Genomic DNA, 248 nt, shown 5'->3' with positions numbered 1-248 from the left:
CATATTTTTGTGAGTGCATCATGAATAGAGACTTTTGTCGTAGAAAATTTATCACCATAGTAAACATGTCCATTATGCATTTCTCTAATAATTTTTTTTTCAAATATTTGGAAATTACTGTTTTTTCCAAGATATCCTTTAGGATTTTCTAAAGTATGATTAAAACAAATCCATTCTTCCGAAGACTTCAATCCAGAAATCTCTTCTTTAACATCAAATAAGATTTTTTTATCTTTATCATAAAGAAC

General features: G+C 26.2%; 1 protein-coding gene. It reads right to left on the bottom strand.

Annotated elements, in window-relative coordinates:
• Positions 1–248: hypothetical protein (locus ACWA1B_RS23270; RefSeq protein WP_456911049.1), on the bottom strand; the 248-nt coding region annotated here is incomplete at both ends.

Source organism: Flavobacterium xizangense (genome assembly GCF_054075145.1).
This window is presented reverse-complemented; position numbering and strand designations above follow the sequence as displayed.